Annotated in this window: 22 protein-coding genes; 19 read left to right on the top strand and 3 right to left on the bottom strand. The window is 68.2% G+C overall.

The genetic code is table 11. The annotated features are described in order from the left end of the window. The first annotated feature begins 51 nt into the window (after positions 1–51). Positions 52–2,208 carry an ergothioneine biosynthesis protein EgtB gene (egtB, locus tag Q333_RS0109745; RefSeq protein WP_029416609.1) on the top strand — a complete coding sequence of 719 codons (2,157 nt, stop codon included), beginning with the start codon at positions 52–54 and terminating at the stop codon, positions 2,206–2,208. Positions 2,209–2,283: 75 nt separating this feature from the next. Here egtB and Q333_RS0109740 read toward each other — a convergent pair whose 3' ends face one another. Both Q333_RS0109740 and Q333_RS17975 read right to left on the bottom strand, forming a co-directional pair. Further along, complete coding sequence (locus Q333_RS0109740) at positions 2,284–2,511, bottom strand: con-10 family general stress protein (protein ID WP_029416607.1); 228 nt, start codon at positions 2,509–2,511, stop codon at positions 2,284–2,286. A gap of 109 nt (positions 2,512–2,620) precedes the next feature. Then, positions 2,621–2,776, bottom strand: a complete 156-nt coding sequence (locus Q333_RS17975) for a hypothetical protein (protein ID WP_157072425.1) — start codon at positions 2,774–2,776, stop codon at positions 2,621–2,623. A 95-nt stretch (positions 2,777–2,871) separates the two neighbouring features. Between Q333_RS17975 and Q333_RS0109730 the strand changes: the two genes are divergently transcribed. Continuing rightward, complete coding sequence (locus Q333_RS0109730) at positions 2,872–3,159, top strand: hypothetical protein (RefSeq protein WP_029416605.1); 288 nt, start codon at positions 2,872–2,874, stop codon at positions 3,157–3,159. 4 nt (positions 3,160–3,163) lie between these two features. Here Q333_RS0109730 and Q333_RS0109725 read toward each other — a convergent pair whose 3' ends face one another. Continuing rightward, entirely contained in the window at positions 3,164–3,865 is a 702-nt protein-coding gene (locus Q333_RS0109725) for an MBL fold metallo-hydrolase (protein WP_029416603.1), read from the bottom strand. A gap of 177 nt (positions 3,866–4,042) precedes the next feature. On the opposite strand from Q333_RS0109725, the gene tig reads away from it, so the two are divergent. The 17 genes from tig to lpxB all read left to right on the top strand — a co-directional run bounded on the left by tig (position 4,043) and on the right by lpxB (position 24,053). After that, positions 4,043–5,386 carry a trigger factor gene (gene tig, locus Q333_RS0109720; protein WP_029416602.1) on the top strand — a complete coding sequence of 448 codons (1,344 nt, stop codon included), beginning with the start codon at positions 4,043–4,045 and terminating at the stop codon, positions 5,384–5,386. A 158-nt stretch (positions 5,387–5,544) separates the two neighbouring features. Beyond that, positions 5,545–9,006 (top strand): DNA polymerase III subunit alpha, encoded by a 3,462-nt coding sequence (gene dnaE / locus Q333_RS0109715; protein WP_029416600.1) that lies wholly within the window; start codon positions 5,545–5,547, stop codon positions 9,004–9,006. Positions 9,007–9,314: 308 nt separating this feature from the next. Next, entirely contained in the window at positions 9,315–10,202 is an 888-nt protein-coding gene (rpsB, locus tag Q333_RS0109710; RefSeq protein ID WP_029416599.1) for a 30S ribosomal protein S2, read from the top strand. 94 nt (positions 10,203–10,296) lie between these two features. Continuing rightward, positions 10,297–11,241, top strand: coding sequence for a translation elongation factor Ts (gene tsf, locus Q333_RS0109705; RefSeq protein WP_029416597.1), 945 nt, complete (start codon positions 10,297–10,299; stop codon positions 11,239–11,241). Positions 11,242–11,341: 100 nt separating this feature from the next. Beyond that, on the top strand, positions 11,342–12,088 hold the full coding sequence (gene pyrH, locus Q333_RS0109700) for a UMP kinase (RefSeq protein ID WP_029416595.1): 747 nt from the start codon (positions 11,342–11,344) through the stop codon (positions 12,086–12,088). A 33-nt stretch (positions 12,089–12,121) separates the two neighbouring features. Then, complete coding sequence (gene frr / locus Q333_RS0109695; RefSeq protein ID WP_029416594.1) at positions 12,122–12,679, top strand: ribosome recycling factor; 558 nt, start codon at positions 12,122–12,124, stop codon at positions 12,677–12,679. A 37-nt stretch (positions 12,680–12,716) separates the two neighbouring features. Then, positions 12,717–13,472: a polyprenyl diphosphate synthase gene (gene uppS / locus Q333_RS0109690; protein WP_029416592.1), complete on the top strand. Its 756-nt coding sequence runs from the start codon at positions 12,717–12,719 to the stop codon at positions 13,470–13,472. After that, entirely contained in the window at positions 13,472–14,287 is an 816-nt protein-coding gene (locus Q333_RS0109685) for a phosphatidate cytidylyltransferase (protein ID WP_029416589.1), read from the top strand. The genes uppS and Q333_RS0109685 overlap by 1 nt, the downstream gene beginning before the upstream one ends. Continuing rightward, entirely contained in the window at positions 14,284–15,480 is a 1,197-nt protein-coding gene (dxr, locus tag Q333_RS0109680; protein ID WP_029416588.1) for a 1-deoxy-D-xylulose-5-phosphate reductoisomerase, read from the top strand. Before Q333_RS0109685 ends, dxr begins: the two co-directional genes overlap by 4 nt. Before the next feature lie 36 nt (positions 15,481–15,516). Then, a complete protein-coding gene (locus Q333_RS0109675) occupies positions 15,517–16,734 on the top strand; it encodes a M50 family metallopeptidase (RefSeq protein WP_029416586.1) in 1,218 nt (405 codons plus the stop codon). 29 nt (positions 16,735–16,763) lie between these two features. Next, positions 16,764–19,172 carry an outer membrane protein assembly factor BamA gene (bamA, locus tag Q333_RS0109670; protein ID WP_051651234.1) on the top strand — a complete coding sequence of 803 codons (2,409 nt, stop codon included), beginning with the start codon at positions 16,764–16,766 and terminating at the stop codon, positions 19,170–19,172. A 34-nt stretch (positions 19,173–19,206) separates the two neighbouring features. Continuing rightward, positions 19,207–19,794: an OmpH family outer membrane protein gene (locus tag Q333_RS0109665; protein ID WP_029416582.1), complete on the top strand. Its 588-nt coding sequence runs from the start codon at positions 19,207–19,209 to the stop codon at positions 19,792–19,794. 5 nt (positions 19,795–19,799) lie between these two features. Beyond that, the gene (lpxD, locus tag Q333_RS0109660; protein ID WP_029416580.1) at positions 19,800–20,819 is read left to right on the top strand and encodes a UDP-3-O-(3-hydroxymyristoyl)glucosamine N-acyltransferase; all 1,020 of its coding nucleotides are present in this window, start codon (positions 19,800–19,802) and stop codon (positions 20,817–20,819) included. Then, complete coding sequence (fabZ, locus tag Q333_RS0109655; protein WP_029416578.1) at positions 20,812–21,279, top strand: 3-hydroxyacyl-ACP dehydratase FabZ; 468 nt, start codon at positions 20,812–20,814, stop codon at positions 21,277–21,279. Before lpxD ends, fabZ begins: the two co-directional genes overlap by 8 nt. Further along, complete coding sequence (gene lpxA / locus Q333_RS0109650; protein WP_029416576.1) at positions 21,276–22,064, top strand: acyl-ACP--UDP-N-acetylglucosamine O-acyltransferase; 789 nt, start codon at positions 21,276–21,278, stop codon at positions 22,062–22,064. Before fabZ ends, lpxA begins: the two co-directional genes overlap by 4 nt. Before the next feature lies 1 nt (position 22,065). Next, complete coding sequence (gene lpxI / locus Q333_RS0109645; protein WP_029416574.1) at positions 22,066–22,902, top strand: UDP-2,3-diacylglucosamine diphosphatase; 837 nt, start codon at positions 22,066–22,068, stop codon at positions 22,900–22,902. Continuing rightward, positions 22,899–24,053 carry a lipid-A-disaccharide synthase gene (gene lpxB / locus Q333_RS0109640; protein WP_029416573.1) on the top strand — a complete coding sequence of 385 codons (1,155 nt, stop codon included), beginning with the start codon at positions 22,899–22,901 and terminating at the stop codon, positions 24,051–24,053. The genes lpxI and lpxB overlap by 4 nt, the downstream gene beginning before the upstream one ends. Positions 24,054–24,069: the final 16 nt, after the last annotated feature.

Raw genomic sequence — 24,069 nt, 5'->3', positions numbered from 1 at the left:
AGCGTAGTCCGGCTCGCAGCCAAGCTGGACGTCTTCACGGAGCCGCCGACCATGAACGCGACCGCGCGAACCCCGGCGGCTGACGCCGACCTTCTGGCCCGCTATCGGGCGGTGCGCGCCGCCATGCCCGCGCTCGCGGCCGGGCTGTCGGCCGAGGACCTCGCCGCCCAGGCCATGCCGGACGCCAGCCCGGGCAAGTGGCATCTGGCGCATACGAGCTGGTTTTTCGAGGCGATGATCCTGGCGGCCGAGGACGGCTATCAGTCGGTCGATCCGCGCCTGCAGACCCTGTTCAACTCCTACTATGAGAGCCTGGGCCAGCGGGTGGAGCGGCATGAGCGGGGGCTGATGACGCGGCCGTCGCTGGAAGAGGTCCTAGCCTATCGCGCCGAGATCGACCGGCGCATGGAAGCGCGGATCGGGCAGGGGTTCGGCTCCGATTTGGAGCGCTACCTGTTCGTGCTCGGCCTGCATCACGACCAGCAGCATCAGGAGCTGTTCCTGATGGATCTGCTGGCGCTGATGGCCCGCTCGCCGCTGGACCCCGCCGCCTATGCCGAGGAGCCGCGTCCGGCCGGGCCGCGCCAGCCGGCGAGGGGAGGGGCGACCCGCTTCGAGGGCGGTTTGGTCGAGATCGGTTACGGCGCAGACGGCTTCGCCTTCGACAACGAGGGGCGGCGCCACAAGGTCTGGCTGGAGCCCTTCCACCTCGACCACGACCTGGTCACCAACGGCCAGTGGATCGAATTCATCGCCGACGGCGGCTATCGGCGGCCCGAGCTATGGCTGGCCGACGGCTGGGCGACGGTGAAGGCCGAGGGCTGGACCGCGCCGCTCCATTGGCGCGAGGACGAAGACGGCTGGACGACCATGAGCCTGACGGGCCGCGTCCCCGTCGATCCGGATGCCCCGGTTCGCCACATCAGCGCCTGGGAGGCCGAGGCCTTCGCCGCCTGGGCCGGCAAGCGCCTGCCGACCGAGGCCGAGTGGGAGAGCGCGGTCGCCACCGCGCCGGCCGTCTTCTCCAACCTGTTCAACGAGGTGTGGCAGCATACCTCGTCGGCCTATGCGCCCTATCCCGGCTTCAAGCCGACTGAAGGGACGGCGTCGGAGTACAACGGCAAGTTCATGGCCAGTCAGAGGGTCATGCGCGGCGGGTCGTTCGCCACGCCTTCTGGTCACGCGCGCCGGACCTATCGCAACTTCTTCTATCCGCACCAGCGTTGGGCGTTCCTCGGCCTCCGCCTCGCCTCCGACGCTCCCGCCATGTCGAAACCGCGTATCGAATCCGTCGAGACCGCCCGCTTCCGCGCCGAGCTGATCGCGGGCCTGTCGCGCCCGCAGAAGGCGGTGTCGCCCAAGTGGTTCTATGACTCGGCGGGGTCGGAGCTGTTCGAGGACATCACCCGGCTGCCGGAATACTATCCGACCCGGCAGGAGGCGGCGCTGCTGCGCGAGCTGGCAGGAGATCTGACCGCCCGCTTCGGCGACGACGCGGTGCTGGTCGAGTTCGGGTCGGGGGCCAGCGAGAAGACGCGCATCCTGCTGGACGCCGCGCCGACGCTGGGCGCCTATATCCCCATCGACATCAGCCCCGACGCGCTGAACGCCGCCGCCGCCTCGATCGCCGAGGCCTATCCGACCCTACAGGTCGCGCCGATGGTGGGGGATTTCCTGAACCTGGCGCCCCTGCCCGAGCTGGGTCGCGGTCGCCGGATCGGCTTCTTCCCCGGCTCGACCATCGGCAATCTGGAGCCGGATCAGGCGGTCGCCTTCCTGGCCAACGCGCGCGAGCGGTTGGGGTCGAACGCCCTGTTCATCCTCGGCATCGATCTGGTGAAGGAAGAAGCCACGTTGGTGGCCGCCTATGATGACGCCGAGGGCGTGACGGCGGCGTTCAACAAGAACCTGCTGGTCCGGGCCAACCGTGAGCTTGGAGCGGATTTCGACCTGGATGCCTTCGCCCATGAGGCGCGCTGGAACGCCGAGGCCTCACGCATCGAGATGCACCTGCGCGCCGAACGCGACATGACCGTGCGGATCGGGGGCGAGACCTTCGACTTCGCAGTGGGCGAGACGATCCATACCGAGAGCTCGCGCAAGTTCACCCAAGGCTCCGTGGCGGCGATGGCCGAGGCGGCGGGCTGGCGGATCGGCGAGTTCAGGGCGGGACCCGCCCCGTCGGTGGCGCTGGCGATCCTCGCCTAAGTTCAGGCGGACAGGCACGAAAAAGGGCGGTCGACGCTTTCGCCGACCGCCTTTTGCTTCCAACCTTATCGCGGTCTATTCGGCCTGGCCGGCGACGTCTCCGGGCTTGCGGGTGCCGTGAGAGGCTTCGCCGCCCTTGCGGCCGGCCTGGGCGGCCAGGCCGCGGTCCTGGGAGAAGCTGCGTTTTTCGCTGGGGACGCTGGCGCCGCCCTTGCGGGCGATCTCGCGCTGGCGAGCGGGGTCCATGGAGGCGAAGCCGCGCTTGGAGACTCCGGAGGGACGGGGTGATTGTCCTTCAGCCATCTGATGATCCCTTTACTGAACTGGTGCTGGCGGTTGGATGTCAAACCCCGCCGCCCCGCCAAGGTTCCGGAGGCCTGCGTTTTCAACAGGCTGCCAATCAACCATAGCCTTACTGGACGCCGGGAACGCTGACCTCACCGTCGTTTTCACCGGGCTGGGGCGGGACTTCGTCGGGGGTGCCCGCCGGATCGATCTCGGGCTGGGGTGGGACGGGGTTCAGCGGCGGGATTTCCGGTTGCGGCGTGGGCTGGATAGGGTCGGTCATGGGAGCCTCGTGTGAGAACGGTGATCCCTTCGGAACCGCCCGCGGGGCGTCGGGTTCAATCGGGCAGGACCCACGCCCCACCCGAGGAGCTTTCCATGACCGATGCGAACCCAACCCTGAACGCCGAAGACATCGTCGACGACGGCGACATGACCCGCACGCTGGATGCCGAGGGCGACCGGCTGCTGGTCGAAGGCGAGCCGCGCGCGTTCGCCCGCGAGCAGGGCCTGCGTCAGGCGCTGCGCAGCGACATCGAGACCGGCCGCTACTGGGCGCGTGACCGGGCGACCCGCGCTCGCACCGCGATCGAGGATCAGCCGATGAAGGCGACGCTCTATGCCCTGGGCGTCGGCGTGCTGATCGGCATCCTGCTGCGCCGCTAGGGCCTCAAGACGGACCGGACGCCGCCCGCGTCGGGGGCGTTCCGGCGACCGCCCGATCCGACACGAAGGGATTGGTCCGACGTTCCTCGCCGAAGGTCGAGTGCGGGCCGTGCCCCGGCACAAAGGTCACGTCTTCGCCGAGCGGCCAGAGCTTGTCGATCACCGACCGGATCAGGGCGTCGGGGTCGCCGCGCGGGAAGTCGGTCCGGCCGACGGAGCCCTTGAACAGGACGTCGCCAACCTGGGCGAAGCGCGCCTGTTCGTTGAAGAAGATCACATGGCCGGGCGTGTGGCCGGGGCAGTGGCGGACGGCCCATCGGGTTTCGCCCAGCGTCAGCTCGTCGCCTTCATCGAGCCAGCGGGTCGGCACGAAGCCGCGCGCTTCGGGCAGGCCGTACATCTGGCCCTGGGCTTCGATGCCGTCGATCCAGAACTGGTCGTCCGGGTGCGGGCCGATGATCGGCGCGCCGGACTTTTCCGCCATCTCGGCCGCGCCACCTGCGTGATCGAGGTGCCCGTGGGTGATCCAGATCTGGTCCAGCGTCAGGCCGCGCCGGGCGACCTCGCCCAGGATCGCGTCGACCGATCCGCCGGGATCGATCACTGCGGCCTTCATGGTCTTCGTGCACCAGACGGTCGTGCAGTTCTGCTGGAGCGGAGTGACCGGCGTCACGAACACGCCGATGGGGGAGGGGGAGGAGGTCATGGTAAGCACATAGCGACGCATCGCCTGCGGCGAAACCGCCCCGCGTTGACCTTTGGGCCCTGTCTCGACATAAGGGCGGGCTTCGAGACGCCGCTCCGGATGGGGCGGCCTCTTTTCGTTTATCCCTCCCGCCGCGCGCGCCTGATCCGGCGCCGCCCCAGAGCGTCAGATCCGTCCATGCAAGTCGTCCAGAAATCCACCGAAGGCCTGAGCCGCGTCATCGCCGTGACCATCCCGGCCGCCGACCTGACCGCCCGCCTGGACGCCAAGGCCGCCGAGATCGCACCCAAGATGAAGCTGAAGGGCTTCCGCCCCGGCAAGGTGCCGGTGTCGCACGTCAAGAAGTCCTTCGGCCGCGACATGATGGGCGAGATCGTCAACGACGCCATCAACGAGTCGAGTCAGAAGGCGCTGGACGAGGCAAAGGTCCGTCCCGCCGCCCCCGCCGAGATGAAGCTGACCTCGGACATGGACGAGGTGCTCGCCGGGTCCCACGATCTCGCCTACGAGATGGCCCTGGAGGTCATGCCGGACTTCGAGCCCGTCGATCCCAAGACGCTGAAGCTCGAGCGTCCCGTTTATGAAGCCTCCGACGCCGACATCGACGAGGCGCTGAAGGAGCTGGCCGGTCAGGCCAGGTCCTACGAGGACAAGAAGGGCAAGACGGTCAAGGCCGCCGAGGGCGACCAGCTGACCATCGACTTCCTGGGCAAGCTGGACGGCGAGCCCTTCGAGGGCGGCGCGGCCGAGGACGCCGATCTGGTGATCGGCTCGGGCCGCTTCATCCCCGGCTTCGAAGAGCAGCTTAAGGGCGCCAAGGTCGGCGAGGAAAAGACCATCGAGGTCACCTTCCCCGAGGACTATCAGGCCAAGAACCTGGCCGGAAAGCTGGCCACCTTCGACATCAAGGTGAAGGCCATCAAGGCCGAGGCCGAGACCCAGATCGACGACGAGTTCGCCAAGCGCATCGGGCTGGAGAGCCTGGACAAGCTCAAGGACCTGCTGCGCCAGAACCTGAACCAGCAGTACGCGGGCGCCGCCCGCTTCAAGCTGAAGCGCGCCCTCCTGGACGCGCTGGACGCCGCCCACAGCTTCGACCTGCCGCCCAAGATGGTCGAGGCCGAGTTCGACGGCATCTGGAAGCAGGTCGAGGCCGACAAGGAAGCCGGCCGCCTGACGCCCGAGGACGCCAAGAAGTCCGACAAGAAACTAAAGGACGAGTACCAGAAGATCGCCGAGCGCCGCGTGCGCCTGGGCCTGGTGCTGGCCGAGATCGGCCGGGCCAACAACGTCGGCGTCTCGGATCAGGAACTGAACAACGCCATCATGCAGGAAGCCCGCAACTATCCGGGTCAGGAGCGGGCGGTGCTGGACTTCTACCGCCAGAACCCCGGCGCCGCCGCCCAGATGCGCGCCCCGATCTATGAGGAGAAGGTCTGCGACCTGATCTTCACCCTGGCCGAGGTCAAGGACACGCCGATCAACAAGGAAGAGCTGCTGAAGGACGGAGACGAGGCGTAAGCCTCGTCGGCGCTTGCTCCGGGTCTCGCGACCCCGGGCATCTGTCCCCAGTTCGCGGGCCGCTCATGCGCGTGGGGTCAGCCGGCGCGTGTTAGGGTGGCGACTCGCCCGCCACGCGCGTTCGTGATCGCGGATCGGGCGGCGTCGGAGCCTTTCGCATGACTGATCCACACAGGGGTTTCGTCCACCTCCGGGTCCGCTCGGCCTATTCGCTGCTGGAAGGCGCGATCAAGGCGGGGAAGGTGGGCAAGCTGGCGGCCGATCACGGCATGCCGGCCGTAGGCGTGGCCGACCGGGCCAATCTGTTCGGGGCACTGGAGTTCTCCCAGGCGGCCAAGGGGGCGGGGGTGCAGCCGCTGATCGGATGCGCCCTGCCAGTCACCGGCATCGGCGGGCGCCGCGCCGAGCGGTGGGCCAAGGTGGCGACGATCGTCCTGATCTGCCAGTCCGAGATCGGCTGGCGGAACCTGTCGGCCCTGTCGTCCATGGCCTATCTGGACGCGGCGAGGGATGAGGCGGTCGAAGGCGAGCCCTGCGTGGCCTGGGCCGAGGTGGCGGCGCGGTCCGAGGGCCTGATCCTGCTGTCCGGCGGGCCCGACGGGCCGGTCGATCCGCTGTTCGTCCAGTCCAAGGTGCGTGACGCCGAGGCGGCTCTGGCCGAGATGGCGCGGGTGTTCGGCGACCGCTTCTACGTCGAGCTGCAACGCCACGGCCTGTCCGATGAGGCGACCGCCGAGCGGGGGCTGGTCGAATGGGCCTATGCCAATGACGCGGCGCTGGTCGCCACCAATGACGTCCACTACGCCAAGCGCGAGCAAGCGAAGAGCCACGACGCGCTCCTGTGCATCGCCGACGGGGCCTTCACCGGTCAGGAGGAACGCCGGCGGATCACCGACCAACACTACTTCCGCACGGCGGAGGAGATGCGGACCCTGTTCGCCGACCTGCCCGAGGCCTGCGACAGCACCATCGAGATCGCCCGGCGCTGCGCCTTCCTGGTCAAGACCCATGCGCCGATCCTGCCGCGCTTCGATACCGGGGCGGGGCGCACCGAGCCCGAGGAGCTGGCGCACCAGGCGCGCGAGGGACTGAAGGAACGACTGAAGCAGGTCACCCCCGCCGCGCCGGAAGATGAGTACTGGAGGCGTCTGGACTGGGAGGTTCAGATCATCACGCAGATGGGCTTCCCCGGCTACTTCCTGATCGTGTCGGACTTCATCAAGTGGGCCAAGTCGCACGGGATTCCCGTGGGGCCGGGCCGGGGCTCGGGGGCGGGCTCGCTGGTGGCCTGGGCCCTGACCATCACCGATCTGGACCCCCTGCGGTTCGGTCTGCTGTTCGAGCGGTTCCTGAACCCCGAGCGAGTCTCCATGCCCGACTTCGATATCGACTTCTGCCAGGAGCGGCGCGAGGAGGTCATCGGCTACGTCCAGGACCGCTACGGCCGCGATCGGGTCGCCCAGATCATCACCTTCGGCACGCTACAGGCGCGGGCCGTGCTGCGAGACGTCGGACGGGTGCTTCAGATGCCGCTCGGCCAGGTCGACCGTCTGGCCAAGATGGTGCCGAACAACCCGGCCAACCCCACGACCCTCGCCCAGGCCATCGAGATCGAGCCCCGCCTGAAGGAGGCCCGCGACGCTGAGGCCTCGGTGCGGACGCTGCTGGAGACGGCGCTGGAGCTGGAGGGGCTATATCGCAACGCCTCGACGCATGCGGCCGGCATCGTCATCGGCGACCGGCCTCTGGTGGAGCTGACGCCGCTGTATCAGGACCCGCGCTCGGACATTCCGGCGACCCAGTTCAACATGAAGTGGGTCGAGCCGGCGGGTCTGGTGAAGTTCGACTTCCTGGGGCTGAAGACGCTGACCGTCCTGGACCGGGCGCACGGATACCTGTCGCGGCGGGGCTCGGCGGTCGATTTCAACCTGCTCGCGCTGGATGACACGCGCACCTACGAGCTCATGGCGTCGGGCCAGACGGTCGGGGTGTTCCAGCTGGAATCCCAGGGCATGCGCGACACCCTGCGCAAGATGCGCTGCGGCTCCATCGAGGAGATCACCGCGCTGATCTCGCTGTATCGGCCCGGGCCGATGGAGATGATCGACACCTACATCGACCGCAAGTTCGGCCGGGCCGAGGTCGACTATCTGCATCCCAGCCTGACCGAGGTGCTGACCGAGACCTATGGGGTCATCATCTACCAGGAGCAGGTGATGAAGATCGCCCAGGTCCTGGCGGGCTATTCGCTGGGCGACGCCGACTTGCTGCGGCGCGCCATGGGCAAGAAGAAGAAGGAGGAGATGGACCTCCAGCGCGCGCGCTTCATCAAGGGTGCGGCCGAGAAGGGGGTGCCGGAAGCCCAGTCCGGCGGCATCTTCGACCTGGTGGCCAAGTTCGCCGGCTACGGCTTCAACAAGTCCCACGCCGCCGCCTATGCCCTGATCAGCTATCAGACGGGCTGGCTGAAGGCGAACCATCCGGTGGAGTTCTTCGCCGCCTCGATGAGCCTCGACCTGTCGAACACCGACAAGCTGGCGGTCTTCTATCAGGATGCGCGGAAGTTCGGCGTGCCGGTGCGGGCGCCGGATGTGAACGCCTCGTCCGCCGACTTCGACGTGAGCTGGGAAGGCGAGACGGGCGCGGTGCTATATGCCCTGGGAGCCATCAGGAACGTCGGGCTGGAGGCCATGAAGCATGTGGTCGAGGTGCGTGAGCAGGGCGGGCGGTTCGCCGACATCTTCGATTTCCTGGAGCGCGTCGATCCGCGCGCGGTGAACAAGCGGGCGCTGGAGGGTCTGGCCAAGGCCGGGGCGTTCGACAGCATCCATCCGAACCGGCGCCAGCTGTTCGAACAGGCCGACGTGCTGATGGCCTATTGCCAGAGCGTGGCGGCCGAGCGGGCATCCTCGCAGGTGTCGCTGTTCGGGGCGGATCAGGCGAGCGCGGCGCGACCGCGGCTGAAGGCGGTCGAGCCGTGGGTGGGGCCCGAGCGGCTGGATCACGAACTGTCGGCGGTGGGCTTCTACCTGTCGGGCCACCCGCTGGAAGACATGGAAGGGGCGTTGCGCCGCAAGCGCGTGACCTTCGTCGCCGAGGCCGTGCAGCGGGCCGAACAGGGTCACGACGCCTTCCAGATGGCGGGCGTCCTGCGGCGGCGTCAGGAGCGGGCCAGCGCCAAGACCGGCGAGAAGTTCGCCTTCTGCGCCTTCTCCGATCCGACAGGCGAGTTCGAATGCCTGGTCGGGGCCGAGCTGCTGAGGGGCAGCCGCGACCTGCTGGAGGTGGGCGCGGCGCTGATGGTGCGGGTCCGGGCCAAGGCGGCGGACGGCGAGGTCCGTTTCTTCGCCGACGAGATCAAGCGGCTGGACACGGTCGTGGACGACGCGGTCGCGGGCCTGCGGGTCCATGTGTCCTCGCGCGGCACGGACGCGGCGGCGCTCCAGGCGCGGCTGTCACGGGCGGAGGCGAAAGGGAAGGGCGGGGAGATCACCCTGGTCGCCTCGCTGGACGGGCGGCGCGAGATCGAACTCAGGCTGCCGGGACGCTATCGGCTGGACGGGGCGCTGAGGGGCGCGCTGAAGTCGGCACCGGGGGTGCTGATGCTGGAGGATGCCTAGGCATCGTCCTTTTCCCGTGGGGAGAAGGTGGCCGCGAAGCGGACGGATGAGGGTTCGTCCGTGGGAATGGGCCGCGACCGGCCCCTCACCCTTTCGCGCAAGACCGATCGCCTGACGGCTCCCGGTCGCTCAAGCCCTCTCCCCATGGGAGAGGGTTGCTATTCCGGCCTTCTCCGTCTATCTGCCCCGCGCACTTCACACGCGTGGCGTGGCGCGTCCGGGGAGACATCCCGGGCGCTCCGTTCCGAGGGACCCAGCCGGGTTCTTTAAGCGCCCGCGGCGGATCAATCGGATAAAGGACTACACAGATGGCTCTGCCTGAATTCTCCATGCGCACCCTGCTCGAAGCCGGCGCGCACTTCGGCCACCAGACGCACCGGTGGAACCCGAAGATGGAGCGCTACATCTTCGGATCGCGCTCGAACATCCACATCATCGACCTGTCGCAGACCATGCCGCTGCTGCACCAGGCCCTGGTCGCCGTGCGCGACGTGGCCGCCAAGGGTGGTCGCGTGCTGTTCGTCGGCACCAAGCGCCAGGCCGCTGAGCCGGTCGCCGAGGCCGCCAAGCGCTGCGCCCAGTACTATATGAACAACCGCTGGCTGGGCGGCACGCTCACCAACTGGAAGACCGTGTCGGGCTCGATCGCCCGCCTGCGCGAGCTGGAAGGCATTCTGGAGCGCGGCGGCGAAGGCCGGGTCAAGAAGGAACTGGTCAACCTGGCGCGCGAGAAGGACAAGCTGGAGCTGTCGCTGGGCGGCATCCGCGACATGGGCTCGATCCCCGACATCATGTTCGTGATCGACACCAACAAGGAAGCGATCGCGATCCAGGAAGCGCGCAAGCTGAACATCCCGATCATCGCCATCCTGGACACCAACTGCGATCCGGACGGCATCACCTATCCGATCCCGGGCAACGATGACGCCGCGCGCGCCATCCAGACCTACTGCGACCTGATCGCCGACGCGGTGCTGGACGGCCTGGCCGCCGGGGCCTCGGCGCAGGGCATCGATCTGGGCGCTTCGGTGAACCCGGAAGAGCCGATGCTGCGCGAGGCCTCGGCACCGGTCGCCGCCGACGCCGCTCCGGAAGGCGCGGAAGACGTGGCCGACGAGCTGCTGGCCGCCTCGGGCGAAGAGGCTCCGGCCGCTTCGGAAGAGGCCCCGGCCGCCGAAGAAACGACCGACGCCTGATCGGATCGGTCCGGCGAACCGGACCGTCCGCAAACTGACATGCGGCCGGGGTAACTCCCCGGCCGTTCCCGCATACGATACCAGGAGAGCCGATATGGCCGAGATCACCGCCGCCCTCGTCATGGAACTGCGCGCCAAGTCCGGCGTGGGCATGATGGACTGCAAGAAGGCGCTGCAGGAAACCAACGGCGACATCAACGCCGCCATCGACTGGCTGCGCGCCAAGGGTCTGTCCAAGGCCGCCAAGAAGGCCGACCGCGTCGCCGCCGAGGGCCTGGTCGCCGTGGCGTCCAAGGAAGACGGCAAGGGAGAAGTCGGCGCCGCCATCGAGTTCAACGCCGAGACGGACTTCGTGGCCCGCAACGAGCTGTTCCAAAACGCGGCCAAGCAATTCGCCCAGCTGGGCCTGGATCACCACTCCATCGAGGCCCTGCACGGCGCCGAGCTGGAGAACGGCAAGACCGTCCAAGACGAAGTCACCCAGATGATCGCCACCATCGGCGAGAACATGCAGCTGCGCCGCGCCGCCCGCCTGTCGGTCGACGAGGGCGTGGTCGCCTCCTACGTCCACAACGCCGTGTCGCCGGGCGTCGGCCGCATCGGCGTGCTGGTCGCCCTGCATGGCGGTGGCGACAAGGAGAAGCTGCGCGAGCTGGGCCGCAAGATCGCCATGCACGTCGCCGCGACCGCCCCGCTGTCGCTGAACACCGACGACCTGGACCCCGCCGCCGTCGAGAAGGAGCGTCAGGTCCTGACCGAGAAGGCCAAGGAAGAAGGCCGTCCGGAAAACATGATCGCCAAGATCGTGGAAGGCCAGATCAACAAGTTCCAGAAGGACGTGGTGCTGACCAAGCAGCCGTTCGTCATGAACCCCGACGTGACCATCGAGCAGCTGGTCGCCGACACGGGCAAGGAACTGGGCGCGCCCGGCTTGCACCTGGCTGGCTTCGTCCGCCTGGCGCTGGGCGAGGGCGTGGAGAAGGTCGAAGGGCCGGACTTCGCCTCGGAAGTCGCCTCGATGATGCAACCGCAAGCCTGAAACACGGCTTGACGTGAGACCTGGGGCGCGGTCGGCTTGGACGCCGGTCGCGCCCTTCGTCTATGATGATCCGCCCGATTCCCGCCTGATGAGACGACCGATGACCGACGCCCCCACGCCTGCGCGCTACAATAAGGTGCTACTGAAGGTCTCGGGCGAGGTCCTGATGGGCGATCAGGGCTATGGCATCGACATGAACACGGTCGACACCGTGGCCGCCGCCATCGCGCGAGTGGTGCGGTCGGGGGTGCAGGTCTGTCTGGTGATCGGCGGCGGCAACATCTTCCGCGGCCTGTCGACGGCGGCGGCGGGGATGGAGCGGGCCAGCGCGGACTACATGGGCATGCTGGCGACCGTGATGAACGCGCTCGCCATGCAGAACGCGCTGGAGAAGATCGGCGTCGACACCCGGGTGCAAAGCGCCATCCCCATGGCCGCCATCGCCGAGCCCTATATCCGCAGGCGGGCCGTGCGGCATCTGGAGAAGGGCCGCGTGGTGATCTTCGCCGCCGGGACCGGCAACCCGTACTTCACCACCGATACGGCGGCCGCCCTGCGGGCCGCCGAGATGGGCTGCGACGCCCTGCTGAAGGGGACGTCGGTCGACGGCGTCTATTCGGCCGATCCGAAGAAGGACAAGGCGGCGACGCGGTATGACACCCTGACCTATCAGGACGTGCTGAGCCGCGACCTTCGGGTCATGGACGCCTCGGCCATCGCCCTGATGCGGGAATCGAAGATCCCGATCGTGGTCTTTTCGATCCGCGAGGAAGACAGTCTGCGCAAGGTGCTGAACGGCGAGGGGACTTTCACCGTGATCGCCGATGCGCCCAAGGCCGCTGCCTGATACAGCCATAAGAAACGTACGGAGAGCGACCCCATGGCCAAGCCCGATCTGAAGACCTACCGCGACCGCATGGACAAGTCGGTCGCCGCCCTGAAGGAAGAGTTCGGGGGCCTGCGGACCGGCCGCGCCAACGCCGGACTGCTGGATCCCGTGCGGGTGGAGGCCTATGGCTCGACCTCGCCGCTGAACGCGGTGGCGGCCATCAGCGTGCCGGAACCGCGCATGATTTCGGTCAGCGTCTGGGACAAGGGCATGGTCAGCGCGGTCGACAAGGCCATCCGCAACGCCAACCTGGGCCTGAACCCGATCGTGGACGGCACCACGCTGCGCATCCCGATCCCGCCGCTGACCGAGGAGCGCCGCAAGGACCTGGTCAAGCTGGCCGGCAAGTATTCCGAACAGCAGAAGATCGCCGTCCGCAACGTGCGCCGCGACGCCAACGACGACCTGAAGAAGGCCGAGAAGGCGGGCGACATCAGCCAGGACGAGCAAAAGAAGATGGAAGCCGAGGTCCAGAAGGACACCGATGCGGCCATCAAGCGTATCGACGAAGCCTTGAAGACCAAGGAAGCTGAGATCATGCAGGTCTGAGCGGGGGCTCAGGATCGCGAGAGGACTAGTTGAGCGGATGACGGCCCATCCCGGCGCCTTGGCGGACCCCGAAGCGGGGCCACGCCACGTCGCCCTGATCATGGACGGAAACGGGCGCTGGGCTGAGAGCCGGGGTCTGCCTCGGGCCATGGGTCATCGCGAGGGCGTGCAGGCGCTGAAGCGGACGGTCCAGGCGGCGCCGGATTTCGGCATCGAATGCCTGACGGTATTCGGATTTTCGACGGAGAACTGGCGTCGGCCGGCCGAAGAGGTTTCGGACCTGATGGGGCTGGTGCGGTCCTATGTGGCCAGCGACCTGAACCGGCTGGAGCGCGAGGGTGTGCGGGTGCGGGTGCTCGGTCGGCGCACGGGGCTGCCCGCAGACATCGCCGCGATCGTGGAACGGGCCGAAAGGACGACGGCGCACAACAGCCGCTTCTTGCTCCAGGTGGCGTTCAACTATGGCGGCCGGGCGGACATCGTCGACGCGGCCCAGAGATACGTCGATCAGCTGCTGGCCGGGCAGGCCACGGGGCCGCTGGACGAGGGCGCGCTCGGTGCCGGCCTGTCGACGGCGGGCGGGCCGCCAGTCGATCTGATCGTGCGGACCTCGGGCGAGCAGAGGCTGTCGAACTTTCTTCTGTGGGAAGCGGCCTACGCCGAGCTGGTCTATCAGAACGTGCTGTGGCCGGATTATGGGCCGGATGCGCTGGGCGACGCGGTCCGGCAGTTCCGCCAGAGGGACCGGCGGTTCGGCGCCATCGCGGCGCGTCCGGTGCTCGCGGCCGGCTGATGGTGTCGCTGAAGAACCTGGGCATTCGGGCGGCGTCGGCCCTCGTTCTGGCGCCGATGGCGGTGCTGGCCATCTGGGCGGGGAGCCTGTGGTTCCTGGCCATCATCCTCGCCGCGACCGTTCTGCTGGCGCGCGAATGGGCGGCGATGAGTGCGCCCGGGCGGCGGGGGCCGATCGCGGCGGGCGTGGCCCTGGCCATCGTGGCGGCGACGGTGACCGCGCACACCGGTGCGATGTCGGCGGCGCTGGTGGTGCTGGTGTTCGGCGCGGCGGCGGTGGCGATCTATGCCCGGCGGCTGGGCTATGAGGGCGTCGACGCGGCCTATGGGGTACTGTATCTCGGCTGGCCGGCGGTCCTGCTGGTCTGGCTGAGGGACGGCGGTTCCGGCGTCGGGCTGAGCTGGACCATCATGGTGTTCGTCGTGGCGTGGTCCGCCGACGTCATGGCCTTTCTGGTGGGCAGTCTGCTCGGTGGGCCCAAGCTCTGGCCGCGCTATTCACCCAACAAGACCTGGTCGGGCTTCGTCGGAGGACTGGTCGCCGGCTCCGCGGCCGGGTGGCTGGTGGCGAACTTTCTGCCAATGGGCCTGCCCGATCCGATCTGGGGGCTGGGCCTGGGCTTGGCCGGAGCTCTGGCGACCATGGCCGGGGATCTGTGGGAGTCGGCTTTGAAGCGGCGTTTCGGGGTCAAGGACGCCGGCGGGCTGATCCCCGGGCACGGCGGGTTGCTGGACCGGGTGGATGGGTTGATGTTCGCCGCCGTCGTGATGGCGGCGGGACGACTGGGGTCGATGATGCTGGATGGACGGCCATGATCGAGCGGCGCGTCACGGTTCTCGGATCGACGGGGTCAGTGGGTACATCGACGCTGGACCTGATGGAACACGCCGAGACGGCCGGCACGGGCCAGTTCGAGGTCGCTGCCCTGACGGGCGGGGCGAATATCGCCAAGCTGGCCGAGCAGGCGCGGCGTTGGCGGCCGGACGTGGCCGTGACGGCCGACGAGACGCGGCTGGAGGAACTGAAGGCGGCTCTGGCGGGCACCGGCGTCGAGGCGGCGGCGGGCGAGGCGGCGATCACGGAAGCGGCGACGCGGTCGACCGATCTGGTCATGGCGTCGATCGTGGGCGCGGCGGGGCTGAAGTCGGCTTGGGCGGCGGCCGCGACTGGCGCGACCCTGGCGCTCGCCAACAAGGAGAGCCTGGTCTGCTGCGGCTCAAGCCTGATCCAGCGGGTGACGGCGGCGGGCGGGCGGCTGATCCCCGTCGATTCCGAGCACTCGGCCATCTTTCAGGTGTTTCCGGCCGACGCGCCCGAGCAGGTGGCCAAGCTGGTCCTGACGGCGTCGGGCGGGCCGTTCCGCAAGACCTCGCGCGAGGCGATGGCGTCGATGACGCCCGAGCAGGCCGTGGCCCACCCCAACTGGAGCATGGGGGCCAAGATTAGCGTGGACAGCGCCACCATGGCCAACAAGGGCCTGGAAATGATCGAGGCGGCCTATCTGTTCGGCATGCCGGCGGCGAAGATCGATGTGGTGGTGCACCCGGAATCGATCATCCACAGCCTGGTCGAATACGTCGACGGCTCGACGCTGGCCCAGATGGGGCCGCCGGACATGAAGACGCCGATCGCTTGCGCCCTGGCCTGGCCCGACCGGATGGCGTGGCCGGCACCCAAGCTGGATCTGGCGGCGTTGGGGCGGCTGACGTTCGAGGCACCGGATCCGGTGCGGTTCCCCGCGCTGCGGCTGGCGCGCGAGGCGCTGGAGGCGGGGCGGGGGGCGCCCACCGTGTTCAACGCGGCCAATGAGGTGGCCGCGCTCGCGTTTCTTGACCGTCGTCTGGGCTTTCTCAATATTGCCACGGTCGTCGCCGAGACCTTGGATCGGATGACGGCGACGGGGGCGGTTTCTCAGGCTGGCGACGGCTGCGAGGGGGCTCTGGCGCTGGACGCCGAGGCTCGTCGCGTCGCGGCGGGCTTCGTCCAGGCTCTGGCTCTCGCCGCCTAGGCGGGGGTCGAACGGTAACGGAGACGCGGACACCGCATGCTGGACGCCCTGACCTCGGTCCTGATGTACGTCGTGCCCTTCCTCCTGGTGCTGACGGTCATCGTCACCATCCATGAGCTGGGCCATTTCTGGGTCGCGCGGGCCTTTGGCGTGAAGGTCGACCGCTTCGCCATCGGCTTCGGCAAGGCGATCTTCAGCCGGACCGACAGACATGGCATCGAATGGCGGGTCGGCTGGATGCCGCTGGGCGGCTACGTCAAGTTTTCGGGTGACATGGATGCGTCGAGCGTGCCCGACAGCCGGGGGCTGGACGCGCTGAAGGCCGACATCCAGCGCACGGAAGGGGCAGGCGCCGAGCGCGACTATTTCCATTTCAAGCCGGTCTGGCAGCGCATGCTGATCGTGGCGGCGGGGCCGTTCGCCAACTTCGTGCTGGCCATCACCATCTTCGCCATCCTGTTCTCGATCGTCGGCGTCGAGCTGCGCCCGGCGCGGGTGGCCCAGGTCACGCCGGGATCGCCGGCGGCCGAGGCCGGTTTCCTGCCGGGAGACCTGATCACCGGACTGGACGGTCGCGCCATCGAGGACGCGGGCGAGGTGACGCGCAAGGTCAGCCTGTCCAGCGGCGACGCCGTCCGGTTCACCGTCGAACGCCAGGGTCGCGAGATCGAACTGATCGCCACACCCGAGCGCGTGGTTCAGGACGACCCCATCGCCGGGCGCGTGGCGGTCGGACGGATTGGTCTGGCGTTGGCCTCCACGCGGGCCGAGGCGCGGCAGGTCCGCTACAATCCCATCGAAGCGGTGGGGCAGGGGTTCCGCGAGACCGGCGACATCCTGGGCACCACCCTTACCTATCTGGGTCGCATATTCACGGGTCGTGAGAGCGGCGACCAGCTGAGCGGACCGCTGGGCATCGCCAAGGCGTCGGGTGCTCTGACCAATGCAGCTGTGGCGGCCAATCCGGACCCGGTGGCGACCACCATCAACCTGCTCCTGACGCTGACAAGCTTCGCCGCCATACTTTCGATCGGAATCGGCTTTCTAAATCTGTTGCCCATCCCGGTTCTGGATGGCGGCCACCTGGTCTTCTACGCCTATGAGGCTGTGGCCAAGAAACCAGTCGCGGCCGCGGTTCAGGAGGCGGGGTACCGGGTCGGTCTTGCTTTGCTGGCGGGTTTGATGTTGTTCGCGACTTGGAACGACCTGCAGAAGCTGAACCTGTTCAACATCCTCGGCGGGCTCGTCAGTTGAGCCGACGCCAGCCCCCGATGGTTTCCCGAATGACCCTGACTGATCCCCGCGACGCGACCCCCCCGGCGGCCCGACCGCTTCGCCGGATCTGCGCCGCGACGGCCAGCGTGGTCGCCCTGATCGCGGCGTCGCCGGTGCTGGCCCAGACGGCTCCGGCCCCCGACGTGCAGCCGGCTCAGATCGCCCAGCCCGAGACCGGGGTGGTCAACCGCATTCTGGTGCGTGGCAACCAGCGGATCGACCAGACGACCGTGCTGTCCTATCTGCCGATCCAGCCGGGTGACACGATCGATCCGGTTCTGCTGGACGTCGCCATCCGCACCCTGACGCGCACCCAGTTGTTCGCCGATGTCCAGATCGGGTTGCAGGCCAACGGCGACCTGATCGTCGAGATCGTCGAGAACCCGATCATCAACCAGGTGGTGTTCGAGGGGAACGGCGCCATCGCCGAAGACAAGCTACGCGAGGAAGTGACCATCGCGCCGCGCGGGATCTACACCCGCGCCCGGGTGCAGGAAGACGTCGGCTCGATCATCGAACTGTACCGCCTGTCGGGCCGCATCTCCGCGACCGTGACGCCCAAGCTGGTGCAACTGGATCAGAACCGCGTCGACGTCGTGTTCGAGATTGACGAGGGCCCCGAGACGGGCGTCCAGTCGATCACCTTCCTTGGCAACCAGGCGTTCTCGGACAGCGAGCTGCGCGAGGTCATGGTGACCAAGCAGTCGCAGTGGTGGCGGCTGTTCACCAAGAACGACAACTACGACCCGAACCGACTGGATTACGACCGCGAACAGCTGCGCAGCTTCTACACGAACCGCGGCTATTACGATTTCCGCATCGTCTCGGCCGTGGCCGAACTGGCGCCGGATGACAGTGCGTTTGCCATCACACTGACGGTGGACGAGGGCGACCGCTACAACTTCGGCGAAATCAACGTCGTCACCGAGAACGACCGGCTGAACGTCGAACTGCTGGAGGCCCTGCTGCCGATCCGCACGGGCGATCTCTACGAAAGCGACAAGATCGAGAGCTCGGTCGATGCCCTGACGTTCGCGGCGGGCTCTGCGGGTTACGCCTTCGTCGACATCAATCCTACCTATAGGCCGAATCCCGAAACCGACACCATCGACGTCACCTTCAACATCGCCGAGGGTCAGCGGGTCTACGTCGAGCGGATCAACGTCGTCGGCAACACCCGCACCATCGACCCGGTCATCCGGCGCGAGCTGATGCTGACCGAAGGCGACGCCTTCAACCGGTCGCTGGTCGAGCGGTCACGCAACAATCTGCGGGCGCTGGGCTTCTTCAAGGAAGTCGAGATCGAGGAAACGCAAGGGTTGGCGCCGGACCGCTCCGTGGTCAACGTCACCGTCGAGGAGCAGCCGACGGGCGAACTGTCCGTCGGGGCCGGCTTCAGCTCGGTCGACAGCTTCGTCGTCAACCTGGGTATCTCGGAACGCAACTTCCGCGGCCGGGGCCAAAACCTTGTGGCGCGCGTCGAATGGGGATCGCTGCGCCAGCAGATCGACTTCCGGTTCACCGAACCGAGGTTCCTGGGCCGGGACGTAGGCGCGGGCTTTGACCTGTTCCACTCGCGTTACGACTTCCAGGACGAGTCGTCCTTCGACTATCGCTCGACCGGTGCCGGTCTGCGTCTGACCTATCCATTGAACGGCTACAGCCGCTTCTCGACGCGCTACTTCATCAAGGACGACGAGATCATCGTTCCGCAGGGGTATTGCGACGCCGGCGGCGGCGGCTCCCGCGCCCTGTGCGAACAGGTCGGAGCCAGCCTGAACTCCTCGGTCGGGTACACCCTGCTGGTCGATCGCCGCAACGAGCCGATCCGCCCGACGCGCGGCTGGACGGGCTCGCTGCGTCAGGACTTCGCCGGCCTGGGCGGTGACGTGAACTATATCAAGACCGAGGTGGACGCGACGGCCTACTACGGCATCACGCCGGACTGGATCGTCTCGGTGTCGGGGTCGGCGGGCTACGTCAGCGGCTGGAACGGCGACGCAGTTCGCATCAACGACCGCTTCTTCAAGGGCGGCAACTCGTTCCGCGGCTTCGAGAACGCGGGCATGGGGCCGCGCGACCTGACGACCAACGATGCGCTCGGCGGCAACTTCTATGCGGTCGGCAGCGTCGAGTTGACCTTGCCCAATGGTCTGCCGGAGGAGTACGGCATCCGCACCAGTCTGTTCGCCGACGTCGGCACCCTGGGTGTCCTCGACGACCGCTATACCATCGGCTCGAACGGCCTGCCGGACACATCCATCGCCGACGACCTGTCGCTGCGCGCCTCGGCGGGCCTGAGCGTTCACTGGCGCTCGCCGATGGGGCCGATCCGCTTCGATTTCAGCCAGATCCTCAGCGAAGAGGACTATGATCGCACCGAGACCTTCCGTTTCTCGACATCCACCCAGTTCTGATCAGGGGGCCGCTGTGGTCCCGTAAAGGTAAAGCATGAAACTTCTCGCCATCGGGGCCGTGGCCCTCGCTTCGCTCGTCGCCTCCACCGCCATCCCCTCGGGAGCCTGGGCCCAGACTCAAGGACCCGCCAACCCCGGGCCTGCCATCCCTGGTGTCTGCGTCTATTTCAACCAGCAGCTTCTCGCCCAATCGACGGTCGGCCAGTCGGTCCAGACCCGCATGGAACAGCTCGCGACCGAAGTGCAGGGCGAACTGGCCCCGTATGCACAGACGATCCAGTCCGAGCTGCAGCGTCTGCAGAACGGCGGGGCCACCATCACCGACGCTGACCGCCAGGCGTTGCAGACCCGCATTCAGGAAGCCCAGCAACTGGAGCAGACCCGTGAAAACGAGCTGCGCTACACCCTGTCGGAGCAGCGCCGCCTGATCTCTGAAGCGGTCGAGCCGATCCTGGTGGCCGTCTATCAGGAGCGCGGTTGCGGCATTCTGATCGACCGCGAAAGCGTGTTCATCATGAACCCGGCGATGGACATCACCGGGACCACGATCGAGCGTCTGAACGCGCAGCTGCCGTCGCTCAGCTTCAACCGCCTGGCGGTTCCGGTCCAAGCGGCGCAGTAAGCCGGATGGGCGTCCAGCCCGATCCCCGCTTCTTCGACACGTTGAGCTCGCTCAGCGTCGCCGACCTCGCGGCCCTGACGGGCGGCGAGGTCGTTCGCGATTGTGGCCAGGCGATCCGCCGCGTCGCGCCCCTCGGATCCGCGAGCGAGGACGCCGTCGGTTTTCTGGGCGACCGCAAGTTCACCGAGGCGCTCAGGGCCTCGTGGGCGGGGTGCCTGATCGTTCCAGCCGCGGCGGTCGACGCCGCCCCCAGCCGCGCCTCAGTCATTGTCTCTCGCACGCCCCAGGCCGCCTGGGCGGCGGCGTCGGAAGCGTTGCATCGGCCGGTGCGGTTCAGTGCGTCGACGCTGGAAGAGGCCAGCGAGGACGGCAGCGTCGCCTTCGAGCCCGGCGTGATCGTCGGCGTCGGCGCGCGCATCGGACGGGGGACGAGGATCGGGGCCAACACGGTCATCGGTCCCGGTGTGCAGATCGGGCGCGACTGCGACATCGGTCCCAACGTCAGCCTGCGCTTCGCCCTCGTCGGCGACCGGGTGAAGATCTATGCCGGGGCCAGCATCGGCGAGCCGGGCTTTGGCGCTGCGGGCGGCGCGACCGGGCCGGTCGATGTGCCCCAGCTGGGTCGGGTGATTCTGCAGGACGGCGTGACGGTCGGCGCGAACACCTGCATCGACCGAGGTGCCTTCGACGACACCGTGATCGGCGAGAACACCAAGATCGATAACCTGGTGATGATTGCCCACAACTGCGTGATTGGACGCAACTGCCTGATCGCGGGCCATGTCGGGATTTCCGGCTCGTGCGTGGTCGGGGATGGCGTGATCTTCGGCGGCAAGGCGGGGATCGGCGATCACATCACGATCGGCGAGGGGGCCCGTGTGGCGGCGGGTGCCGGCGTGCTGGCCGACATTCCTCCGGGCGAAACCTGGTCCGGCTATCCGGCGAAACCGATCCGCCAGTTCTTGCGCGAGACCGTCTGGGTCTCCAGACAGGCGGGACGCAAGGGAGCCCGGACGGATGACTGACGACGGCGGCAAGATCGATTACGCCGAGGTGATGCGGCGGCTGCCCCACCGCTATCCCTTCCTGCTGGTCGACAAGGCCGAGGACTTCGTGCCGGCGACGTCGATCACCGGCATCAAGAACGTCAGCCACAACGAGCCGTTCTTTCCGGGCCATTTCCCGATCGACCCGGTCATGCCGGGGGTGCTGATCGTTGAGGCGATGGCCCAGACCGGGGCGTTGCTGATGTCCAAGTCGCTGGATGTGAACGTGGCCGACAAGGTCATCATGTTCATGTCGATCGACGGCGTGCGCTTCCGCAAACCCGCGAGGCCGGGCGATCAGCTGCACATGAAGGTCGTGGTGACCCGCGCTCGCGGCGACGCCTACAAGTTCCGGGGCGAGACCTTCATCGACGGCAAGCTGGCCGCCGAGGCCGAGTTCATGGCCATGGCCGTCACGGTCGAGCAGCCGGTCGCATGAGCCATATCCATCCGACGGCGATCGTGGACGGTTCGGCCGTACTGGCCGACGATGTCGTGATTGGGCCGTGGTGCACCGTCGGACCGGGCGTCGTGCTGGCCGAGGGCGTCCATCTGGTCAGCCATGTGGTGGTCCAGCAGGACACGAGCGTGGGGGCGCGGACCGTGATCCATCCCTTCGCCGTCATCGGCGGGGACCCCCAGCACAATGGCTACAAGGGCGAGCCCGTGCGGCTGGAGATCGGGTCTGACAACTCCATCCGCGAACACGCCACCTTCAACCGGGGCACGCCGCAGGGCTCGGGCGTGACTCGGGTCGGCTCGAACGGCCTGTTCATGACGGGCGCGCATGTCGGGCATGACGCCGTCGTCGGGGACAATGTGGTCATGGCCAATCAGGCGACGCTGGGCGGGCATGCCCGGATCGGCGACCGGGTGTTCCTGGGCGGGCTTTGCGCCGTGCACCAGAACGGCCGGGTGGGGCAGGGGGCGATCGTCGGCGGCCTGGCGGCGGTGACGCGGGACGTGATTCCCTATGGCTCGGCCTGGGGCAACCATGCGCGGCTGCACGGGCTGAACCTGATCGGGCTGAAGCGGAAGGGCTACGGCAAGGACGCAGTGCGGCGGCTGCTGGCGGCGTTCCGCGACCTGTTCGAGGGAGAGGGCGTCTTCGCCGATCGGCTGAGGCGGGTCGAGGCCGGTTATGCCGATCTGCCCGAAATCATGGAGATCGTCGCCTTCATCCGCGAGGACGCCAAACGGCCGCTGTGCCTGCCGGAGGCCTGAGATGGCGGCGGGCAAGCTCGGCCTGATCGCGGGTGGCGGGGCCCTGCCGCTGGCCATCGCGGCGCGGTGCGAGGCCGAAGGGCGGCCCGTGTTCGTCGTGCGGCTGACGGGCTTCGCCGACGCCCATCTGGTCCGCTATCCGGGCGTCGAGGCGGGCATGGCCGAGATCGGCAAAGTGCTGTCGGCGCTGAAGAAGGCCGGGTGCGCGGCGGTGTGCTTCGCCGGCACGGTGAGCCGGCCCGACTTCAAGAGCCTGAAACCCGATCTAAAAGGCGCGACCGTGCTGCCCGGCATCATCGCGGCGGCGACGAAGGGCGACGACGCCCTGTTGCGCAAGATCCTGTCGGTGTTCGAGGCCGAGGGCTACGCCATCGAGGGGGCCGACGACATCCTGGGCGGAGAGACGCTGCGGGCCGGAGCGCTGGGGCGGGTCGCGCCGACGGAAGAGCAGCTTTCTGACCTGAGGAAGGCGCTGCACGTCGCGGAGAAGGCGGGGGAACTCGACATCGGCCAGGGGGCGGTCGTCTGCGACGGCCTGGTGCTGGCGGTGGAGGCGCAGGAGGGGACCGACGCCATGCTGGCCCGCGTCGCCGGCCTGCCGGCCGATCTGCGGGGCGCGGCGGGGGCGTTGAAGGGGGCGCTCGGCAAGGCGCCCAAGCCAATCCAGGACCTGAGGGTCGACATGCCGGTGATGGGGGCGCGCACGGTCGAGATGGCGGCGGCCGCCGGGCTGGCGGGGGTCGGTGGCGTCGCGGACCGGCTGATCCTGATCGACCGGGCGGCGATCATCGAAGCAGCGGACCGGTTGGGCCTGTTCGTCTGGGGCGAGAGCCGATGAAGATCATGCTGGTCGCGGCCGAGGCGTCAGGCGATGCGCTAGGGGCCGGGCTGGCGCGGGCGTTGCGCGCCCGTCGGCCGGACTTGGCTCTGGTCGGCGTCGGCGGGCCGAAGATGGCGGCGGAGGGCATCGTCAGCCCGTTCGACATCGCCGAGCTGTCGGTGCTGGGCTGGATCGAGGGCCTGCGCGCCTATGGCCGGGTCAAGGCACGGGTGGCCGATACGGTGGCCTTCGCGGTGCGCGAAAGGCCGGAGGCGGTCGTCCTGATCGACAGCTGGGGCTTCACCATCCGGGTGGCCAAGGCGATCCGGGCAGTGCTGCCCGACGTGCGGCTCATCAAGTATGTCGGACCGCAGGTCTGGGCCTCGCGGCCGGGACGAGCGAAGACGCTGGCGGGGGCGGTCGATCATCTGCTGGCCCTCTATGCCTTCGACGCGCCGTGGTTCGAGAAGGAGGGCCTGCCGACGACCGTCGTGGGGTCCCAGGCCCTGCATGTCGACATGAGCGGGGCCGATCCGGCGAGGTTCCGGGCCGCGCGGGGGGTCGCGGCGGACGCGCCCCTGCTGCTGGTTCTGCCCGGCAGCCGGCCGAGCGAGATCCGGCTGATGACGCCCGTCTACGAGGCCGCCGTCGCGCGGCTGAAGGCCGAGCGGCCGGGGCTGGCCGTGGCCGTCGTCGCCGCCGGCACGGTGGCCGAGGACGTCGCCGCCCGCGTCGCCGCCTGGCCGTTCCGGGCCCATCTGGTCAGCGAGGCCGACAAGTACTCGGCCATGAAGGCGGCGACGGTGGCGCTGGCGACATCGGGCACCGTCTCGACCGAACTGGCGCTGGCAGGCGCGCCGATGGTCATCGGCTACCGCTTCCAGCCGCTCAGCTATGCGATCATGAAGCCCTTCTTCACCGGCAAGTACGCGACCCTGTTCAACCACGCGGCCGACGCCGAGATCGCCCGCGAGCTGATCCAGAAGGACGCGACGCCGGAACGGTTCGCCGCCGAGGTCGGGCGGCTGCTGGACGATCCGGCCGCGAGGGCCGACCAGGCGGCGCGGCAGACGGCGGCGCTGGACCTCATGGGGCGAGAGGGGCGCGATCCGTCGGAGATCGCGGCGGAGGCGGTGCTGGCGGTCACGACGGCCGGTTCGCGCGCCTAGCGCAGGGGCGGCTTTC

The organism is Brevundimonas bacteroides DSM 4726 (assembly GCF_000701445.1).
Lineage (GTDB): Bacteria > Pseudomonadota > Alphaproteobacteria > Caulobacterales > Caulobacteraceae > Brevundimonas > Brevundimonas bacteroides.
The sequence above is the reverse complement of the archived record's forward strand: the minus strand, read 5'-3'. Positions and strand labels throughout refer to the sequence as shown.

Excerpts from the sequence above, each read along its gene's own strand:
- egtB (WP_029416609.1), top strand. The coding sequence starts at position 52 with ATGAACGCGACCGCGCGAACCCCGGCGGCTGACGCCGACCTTCTGGCC.
- Q333_RS0109740 (WP_029416607.1), bottom strand. The coding sequence starts at position 2,511 with ATGGCTGAAGGACAATCACCCCGTCCCTCCGGAGTCTCCAAGCGCGGC.
- Q333_RS17975 (WP_157072425.1), bottom strand. The coding sequence starts at position 2,776 with ATGACCGACCCTATCCAGCCCACGCCGCAACCGGAAATCCCGCCGCTG.
- Q333_RS0109730 (WP_029416605.1), top strand. The coding sequence starts at position 2,872 with ATGACCGATGCGAACCCAACCCTGAACGCCGAAGACATCGTCGACGAC.
- Q333_RS0109725 (WP_029416603.1), bottom strand. The coding sequence starts at position 3,865 with ATGACCTCCTCCCCCTCCCCCATCGGCGTGTTCGTGACGCCGGTCACT.
- tig (WP_029416602.1), top strand. The coding sequence starts at position 4,043 with ATGCAAGTCGTCCAGAAATCCACCGAAGGCCTGAGCCGCGTCATCGCC.
- dnaE (WP_029416600.1), top strand. The coding sequence starts at position 5,545 with ATGACTGATCCACACAGGGGTTTCGTCCACCTCCGGGTCCGCTCGGCC.
- rpsB (WP_029416599.1), top strand. The coding sequence starts at position 9,315 with ATGGCTCTGCCTGAATTCTCCATGCGCACCCTGCTCGAAGCCGGCGCG.
- tsf (WP_029416597.1), top strand. The coding sequence starts at position 10,297 with ATGGCCGAGATCACCGCCGCCCTCGTCATGGAACTGCGCGCCAAGTCC.
- pyrH (WP_029416595.1), top strand. The coding sequence starts at position 11,342 with ATGACCGACGCCCCCACGCCTGCGCGCTACAATAAGGTGCTACTGAAG.
- frr (WP_029416594.1), top strand. The coding sequence starts at position 12,122 with ATGGCCAAGCCCGATCTGAAGACCTACCGCGACCGCATGGACAAGTCG.
- uppS (WP_029416592.1), top strand. The coding sequence starts at position 12,717 with ATGACGGCCCATCCCGGCGCCTTGGCGGACCCCGAAGCGGGGCCACGC.
- Q333_RS0109685 (WP_029416589.1), top strand. The coding sequence starts at position 13,472 with ATGGTGTCGCTGAAGAACCTGGGCATTCGGGCGGCGTCGGCCCTCGTT.
- dxr (WP_029416588.1), top strand. The coding sequence starts at position 14,284 with ATGATCGAGCGGCGCGTCACGGTTCTCGGATCGACGGGGTCAGTGGGT.
- Q333_RS0109675 (WP_029416586.1), top strand. The coding sequence starts at position 15,517 with ATGCTGGACGCCCTGACCTCGGTCCTGATGTACGTCGTGCCCTTCCTC.
- bamA (WP_051651234.1), top strand. The coding sequence starts at position 16,764 with ATGACCCTGACTGATCCCCGCGACGCGACCCCCCCGGCGGCCCGACCG.
- Q333_RS0109665 (WP_029416582.1), top strand. The coding sequence starts at position 19,207 with ATGAAACTTCTCGCCATCGGGGCCGTGGCCCTCGCTTCGCTCGTCGCC.
- lpxD (WP_029416580.1), top strand. The coding sequence starts at position 19,800 with ATGGGCGTCCAGCCCGATCCCCGCTTCTTCGACACGTTGAGCTCGCTC.
- fabZ (WP_029416578.1), top strand. The coding sequence starts at position 20,812 with ATGACTGACGACGGCGGCAAGATCGATTACGCCGAGGTGATGCGGCGG.
- lpxA (WP_029416576.1), top strand. The coding sequence starts at position 21,276 with ATGAGCCATATCCATCCGACGGCGATCGTGGACGGTTCGGCCGTACTG.
- lpxI (WP_029416574.1), top strand. The coding sequence starts at position 22,066 with ATGGCGGCGGGCAAGCTCGGCCTGATCGCGGGTGGCGGGGCCCTGCCG.
- lpxB (WP_029416573.1), top strand. The coding sequence starts at position 22,899 with ATGAAGATCATGCTGGTCGCGGCCGAGGCGTCAGGCGATGCGCTAGGG.